This is a genomic window from Dickeya undicola (genome assembly GCF_000784735.1).
GTDB lineage: Bacteria > Pseudomonadota > Gammaproteobacteria > Enterobacterales > Enterobacteriaceae > Dickeya > Dickeya undicola.
Genome location: NZ_JSYG01000058.1, coordinates 1 through 5,434, shown reverse-complemented (window position 1 = coordinate 5,434; position 5,434 = coordinate 1). Strand labels below are relative to the sequence as shown.

Below are 5,434 nucleotides of genomic sequence, written 5' to 3'. Positions count from 1 at the left end.
GAATTACGTACACCCTCTTTTCTTTTACGTTTTGATTATTAATACATTAATTATTTTTGTGTATTTGGCATATTTATTGCTGCCTCTTCCCCGGTGAACAGCCTGGATATCCTGTCACACAGATCTTCTTTTTATCACCCTGTATATAGCGTCATTTCATCGCTGAAATGTGATGCTTATTTTTGAAGAGGCGATCATGAAGAACAAATTTTTCAGATTTACTGTTGCAGCGGTAGCCGTATCGTCTTCACTGGCTTCGGTGGGGGCGTGGGCAGATGACATCAAGATTGGCGTGGTATTGCCCCTGAGCGGTGCATTGAGTGGTTACGGTCAGCCGTCCCTGAAAGGGCTGGAGCTGATTAACGGCATCGATACCAAACTGAAAAACGGTGACACCATCAAGCTGGTGGTGATTGACGACAAGAGCGACAAAGTGGAAGCGGCCAACGCCATGCAGCGTCTGGTGTCCAGCGATAAGGTGGACGCGGTGATCGGCGAGGTAACCTCCACCAATACGATGGCGATGACCAAGATGGCGGAAGATACCAAAACGCCGCTCGTCTCGCCGACCGCCACCAACGACCGGGTAACCAAAGGTAAAGAGTACGTCAGCCGCGTCTGCTTCTCCGACAGCTTTCAGGGCGTGGTGGGGGCTAATCTGGCAACGCGTGACCTGAAAGCGAAGAAAGCCGCCATCATGTTCGATAGCAGCAATGACTATTCGGTCGGGTTGGCTAAATCGTTCCGCACCCAGTTTTTGAAAAACGGCGGCACCATTCCGATTGAAGTGCAGGCACCTGGCGGCAGCAAGGACTTCAAAGCCCAACTCTCCACCATCAAATCGCACAATGTGGACATGATCTACATGCCGATTTACTACACCGAAGGCGCGCTGATTGCGGTGCAGGCTAAGCAGCTCGGGCTGAAGGTGCCGGTAGTCGGCGGTGACGGTCTGGCGGCGGACCCGGTGTTCTTCAAAATGGGACAGGACGCGGTAGAAGGCTGGATGACCACCGACTACTACTCGCCGAACGCCAAGGAGCAGACGCCGGAAGGCGAGAAGTTCATCAAAGCCTGGACCGCCAAATACAAGGAACCGACCCACACCTGGGGAGCGATGACGGCGGATGCCTACAAGATGATCGTCAACGCCATGAACAGCTGTAGCGATCCGCACGATCGCGTTTGCGTCAACAAGGCGATCCGCGCCACCAGCAACTTCACGGGGATCACCGGCACCCTGACCCTGAAAGACGGCGACGCTATTCGTCCGGCGGTGATCAACGAGGTGAAGGGCGGCGAGATGGTGTTTAAAACGGTGATCAATCCGTAATTGCTACAGCTAAGGATGACATGATGGATCTTGCCGTTTTCTTGCAGCAAGTGGTCAATGGCATGAGTCTGGGTAGCATGTACGCGTTGATCGCCATTGGTTACACCATGGTGTATGGCGTGCTGCGGCTGATCAACTTTGCTCATGCCGATATCATGATGGTCGGGGCTTTTATGGCCCTGCTCAGTTCCACCATTGTTGGGCTGCCCTTCGGGGCAGCTGTGATCGTTGCCATTCTGATCGCTGCATTATTGGGGATCGCCATCGATCAAATCGCTTATCGCCCGCTACGGCAGGCGTCCAAAATCTCGATGCTGATTACCGCCATCGGCGTCAGCTTCTTTCTGGAAAACCTGTTCAACGTGGTGTTCGGTGGCAGCCCACGCTACTTCGAGGCACCGCCGTTCTTCAACCAGACCATCAATCTGGGGGCGATTGTTGTCACCAATGTGGCCTGGATCGTCCCGCTGATCACACTGATGCTGCTGGCGATGATCCTGCTCATTCTGTACCGCACCCGGCAGGGAATGGCGATCCGCGCAGTGGCGTTTGATGTTAACACTGTGCGGTTGATGGGCATCGACGCGAATCGGGTTATCGCTTTTGTGTTTGCGATCGGCAGCGCGCTGGCGGCGCTGGGTGGTGTGTTCTACGCCATCAGTTATCCTTCCATTGATCCATTGATGGGGGTGTTGATCGGTCTGAAAGCCTTCGCAGCGGCGGTGCTGGGTGGTATCGGCAGCGTGACCGGGGCGGTACTCGGCGGTTTTATCCTTGGGTTCACCGAAGTAGTGGCGGTGGCACTGTTTCCAGAGTTGGGCGGTTACAAGGACGCCTTTGCCTTTATGTTTTTGATTCTGGTGCTGCTGTTTCGGCCTGTGGGCATCATGGGCGATGAACGACTGGAAAGGAGCCGTTTCTGATGAGAATGCCGCAGACTTCCCCGGCAATGTGGCTGGGGTATCTTGCCGTGTTTGCGTTGGCGCTGCTAGCGCTGGCCGGGTTGGATGCGTTGTTTGACGATTACATCGTGCGCATCTTCTGTAACCTCTTCATTTTTATGATTCTGGCAGTCAGTTATAACCTGATTAACGGCGTCGCCGGACAGTTGTCACTGGAGCCGAACGGTTTTGTGGCGATCGGCGCTTACATCACAGCACTCCTGCTGCTGAGTGCAGACGCCAAAACCGACATGTTTGAGATGACGGCACCCAGCCCGTTAATTCTGGCGGTACACGCGTCATTCCTGCCTGCGTTGGTCATCAGCGGACTGTGTGCGGCGGTGGTGGCGGTATGCCTGTCGTTTCCGGTCTTTCGGGTGCGCGGTGATTATCTGGCGATCGTCACGCTGGGGTTTGGCTTCATCATCAAGATCTTCGCCATTAATAATCCACAATTCACCAACGGCGCTATCGGCCTGAATGAGATCCCGCAAGTCAGCCACATTCTGTACTGGTGCGGTTTTATCGCGTTGGCGGCGGTGCTGTTCATCCTGCAAGCGGTCTACTCCAAATACGGCCGCGCCATGAAAGCGGTACGTGACGACGAGGATGCCGCCATTGCGATGGGCATCAACACCTTTCGCATCAAGACCTGCGCTTTCGCCACCAGCGCCTTTTTCGAAGGCATCGGCGGCGGGCTGCTGGCGTCGCTGTTGACCATCATCTCGCCGGATCTGTTCGACTTCATGCTGACCTTCCAGTTGCTGATCATCATCGTGCTTGGCGGGTTGGGCAGCACCACCGGTGCCATTCTCGGCACGATCATTGTGATCGGCAGCGGCGAGTGGCTGCGCTTCCTCGATCAACCGCTAACGCTGTTCGGCCAGGATCTGGGCGCACATCCGGGGTTGCGCATGGTGGTGTTCTCGCTGGTGCTGCTGGTGATCATGCTGTTTGCCCGTGAAGGGTTGTTAGGCAAGCAGGAAGTCTGGGATATCCGCAGGAGAAGCGCGAATGGAAAATAACCCGTTATTACGCGTTGAGGGCGTCACCATGCAATTTGGCGGGCTGCGCGCCATCGATAGCGTCGGCTTTACGATCAATCCGGCGGAGATCTTTGGGTTGATCGGCCCTAACGGTGCCGGTAAAACCACGATGTTCAACGTGATCACCGCCAACTATAAACCGAGCAGCGGCAACGTCTGGCTAGATGGGCAGCCACTGTCCGGGCTGAAGCCCAATCAGGTGGTCAACCGCGGTATCGCTCGTACCTTCCAGAATATCCGCCTGTTTCCATCGATGACGGTGCTGGAAAACGTACTGATCGGTCTTGACCGTTTTATCCCGTACTCGTTTCTGGAAGCCGCGCTGCGCATCGGCCGCTTTTTCCGCGCTGAGCGACAGGCGCGGGAAACCGGCATGGCGTTGCTGGAATACATCGGCATTGCCGAACACGCGCATTCGCTTGCCACCAACCTCAGCTATGGCAACCAGCGCAAGGTGGAAATCGCCCGTGCGCTGGCGACCTCGCCCAAGCTCTTGTTGTTGGATGAACCGGCGGCCGGTATGAACCCACGAGAGACAGCCGAGCTGGCGCAACTGATTTTCCGTATGCGTGACGACTATGGCCTGACGGTGTTGTTGATCGAGCACGATATGTCGTTCGTCAACACGTTGTGTGAACGGGTGATGGTGCTGGATTACGGCAAACCGCTGTTCAGCGGCACGCCGCAGCAAGCGGTGAATCACCCTGAGGTGATCGCCGCCTACCTGGGGGACATCGATTATGCTTAAAGCCAGTGACCTACAGGTGTTTTACGGGCTGATTCAGGGGCTGAAAGGCATCGATCTTGAGGTCAACAACAGCGAAATCGTCACCCTTATCGGCAGTAACGGTGCCGGGAAAACCTCGACCCTTAACGGCATCATTAATCTGGTGAAATCCACCGGGACGGTCGGTTTCCTCGACGAGGATATTTCCCACAGCCCAACGCATCAGATCGTGCGTAAAGGGCTGGCGCTGGTGCCGGAAGGACGCAAGGTGTTCACCAATCTGACCATTGAAGAAAACCTGCGCATGGGCGCTTACAACAACCCGGTCAATTTCGCCTATCTGCGCGACAACATGTACGCGCTGTTCCCGCGTCTCAAAGAGCGGCGCAGCCAGATGGCGGGCACCATGAGCGGCGGTGAACAGCAAATGCTGGCGATCGCCCGCGCGCTGATGAGCGAACCGGTGCTGCTGATGCTGGACGAGCCAAGCCTGGGGCTGGCACCCAAGGTCGTCGGGGAATTATTTTCAACCATCAAGCAGTTGCAGAGGGAAGGCATCACCATCCTGCTGGTGGAGCAGAACGCCACCGCCGCATTGAAAATCGCCGATCGCGCCTATGTGCTGGAAAACGGGCATATTGCACTGCACGGCCCGGCGCAAGACATTCTCGCCAATCCAGAGGTGAAACGGATGTATTTGGGGGGATGATATACAAAAGAGTGCGCCGTATTATGTCGGCGCACTTGCCTGGCCGAACGCTCTGGTTTAGTTTATGCCTTCCAATTGTCTCTTTCCATATGAACTGCTTGGGATTGAAATAATTACTGTACTTAAAAGGATAGGTAAGAAGGGTATGAGAATATTCATCAGGATGGTTTTTATTTTATGTTTTTTTATATTCTATTCTTTTAATGTAAGTGCTTATGCTCTCTCATTTGTTGATTTTAAAAGCAATCAATCGATTGAGGCAATCGTAAAAAATGTACCCAAAATATCGAAAAAATATCAAATTAAGCATGGCGATGCGGAGGGGCCAGGTAAGCAGGTGACCGGTGTATATTTTGAAAACACTACAGATATTAATACGTTAAGGAACTATGTTAAATCATTGGGTTTTATAATTAAGATAGATGACGGCTACCGAGAAGTGTGGGAGTCACCAGATAAAAGTAAGTTTATTATACTTTCCGTTAATCGTGAGGATAATGCTACTTATTTTGAGGTTTTGTTATAAAATCACTATTGTTCTTTACTGATTTTATAATTAACGATAAATTTAGGCTAACGTAAGATATTTTGAGAAGAGGGTGTACGTAATTCTGTGTAATTGCCACCCTATTAAAGGTGAGCGCTCAGGCGATCACCGAACTCGATAATAAAGCGGCT

At 53.2% G+C, this 5,434-nt stretch carries 6 protein-coding genes; all 6 read left to right on the top strand.

The genetic code is table 11. The features are described from left to right. Nucleotides 1-196: 196 nt before the first annotated feature. The 6 genes from OB87_RS19185 to OB87_RS19160 all read left to right on the top strand — a co-directional run bounded on the left by OB87_RS19185 (nucleotide 197) and on the right by OB87_RS19160 (nucleotide 5,282). The gene (locus tag OB87_RS19185; RefSeq protein ID WP_033570970.1) at nucleotides 197-1,333 is read left to right on the top strand and encodes an ABC transporter substrate-binding protein; all 1,137 of its coding nucleotides are present in this window, start codon (nucleotides 197-199) and stop codon (nucleotides 1,331-1,333) included. Nucleotides 1,334-1,356: 23 nt separating this feature from the next. Then, entirely contained in the window at nucleotides 1,357-2,256 is a 900-nt protein-coding gene (locus OB87_RS19180) for a branched-chain amino acid ABC transporter permease (protein WP_033570968.1), read from the top strand. 5 nt (nucleotides 2,257-2,261) lie between these two features. After that, nucleotides 2,262-3,299, top strand: coding sequence for a branched-chain amino acid ABC transporter permease (locus OB87_RS19175; protein ID WP_395857200.1), 1,038 nt, complete (start codon nucleotides 2,262-2,264; stop codon nucleotides 3,297-3,299). Beyond that, a complete protein-coding gene (locus OB87_RS19170) occupies nucleotides 3,289-4,068 on the top strand; it encodes an ABC transporter ATP-binding protein (RefSeq protein WP_033570966.1) in 780 nt (259 codons plus the stop codon). The genes OB87_RS19175 and OB87_RS19170 overlap by 11 nt, the downstream gene beginning before the upstream one ends. Further along, on the top strand, nucleotides 4,061-4,756 hold the full coding sequence (locus tag OB87_RS19165; RefSeq protein ID WP_033570965.1) for an ABC transporter ATP-binding protein: 696 nt from the start codon (nucleotides 4,061-4,063) through the stop codon (nucleotides 4,754-4,756). Before OB87_RS19170 ends, OB87_RS19165 begins: the two co-directional genes overlap by 8 nt. Before the next feature lie 145 nt (nucleotides 4,757-4,901). Next, nucleotides 4,902-5,282 carry a hypothetical protein gene (locus tag OB87_RS19160; RefSeq protein ID WP_235425304.1) on the top strand — a complete coding sequence of 127 codons (381 nt, stop codon included), beginning with the start codon at nucleotides 4,902-4,904 and terminating at the stop codon, nucleotides 5,280-5,282. Nucleotides 5,283-5,434: the final 152 nt, after the last annotated feature.

Excerpts from the sequence above, each read along its gene's own strand:
- OB87_RS19185 (WP_033570970.1), top strand. The coding sequence starts at position 197 with ATGAAGAACAAATTTTTCAGATTTACTGTTGCAGCGGTAGCCGTATCG.
- OB87_RS19180 (WP_033570968.1), top strand. The coding sequence starts at position 1,357 with ATGGATCTTGCCGTTTTCTTGCAGCAAGTGGTCAATGGCATGAGTCTG.
- OB87_RS19165 (WP_033570965.1), top strand. The coding sequence starts at position 4,061 with ATGCTTAAAGCCAGTGACCTACAGGTGTTTTACGGGCTGATTCAGGGG.
- OB87_RS19170 (WP_033570966.1), top strand. The coding sequence starts at position 3,289 with ATGGAAAATAACCCGTTATTACGCGTTGAGGGCGTCACCATGCAATTT.
- OB87_RS19175 (WP_395857200.1), top strand. The coding sequence starts at position 2,262 with ATGCCGCAGACTTCCCCGGCAATGTGGCTGGGGTATCTTGCCGTGTTT.
- OB87_RS19160 (WP_235425304.1), top strand. The coding sequence starts at position 4,902 with ATGAGAATATTCATCAGGATGGTTTTTATTTTATGTTTTTTTATATTC.